The sequence below is a fragment of the Candidatus Thiosymbion oneisti genome, from assembly GCF_900092655.1.
Lineage (GTDB): Bacteria > Pseudomonadota > Gammaproteobacteria > Chromatiales > Chromatiaceae > Thiosymbion > Thiosymbion oneisti.
Window position 1 is genome coordinate 1 of record NZ_FLUY01000287.1, and the last position, 242, is coordinate 242.

Annotated in this window: 1 protein-coding gene; it reads left to right on the forward strand. The window is 66.5% G+C overall.

Translation table 11 applies throughout. The features are described 5' to 3' along the window. Nucleotides 1-242, forward strand: a 242-nt coding sequence (locus BQ17_RS02595; RefSeq protein ID WP_176722257.1) for a transposase, incomplete at both ends; no start/stop codon positions are given.

Sequence of the window (242 nt, forward strand, 5' to 3'; positions counted from 1 at the left end):
CAGCCGCATCAGAAGAATGGCCGCCGGCGCACCCGCTACAGCCGCCCGGCCAGTCAGTGCCAGGATTGCCCGCTGAAAGCGGTGTGTCTGCCCGACTCCGGCGCTCCTCGCAGTATCTATCGTAGTGAGCACGCCCAGGTGGTCGAGGCCCACCGGCAACGGATGGCTGAACAGGGGGCCACACGAATGCGCCAGCGCGCCGGTTTGGTCGAACACCCCTTCGGTACCCTCAAGCGCTGGTT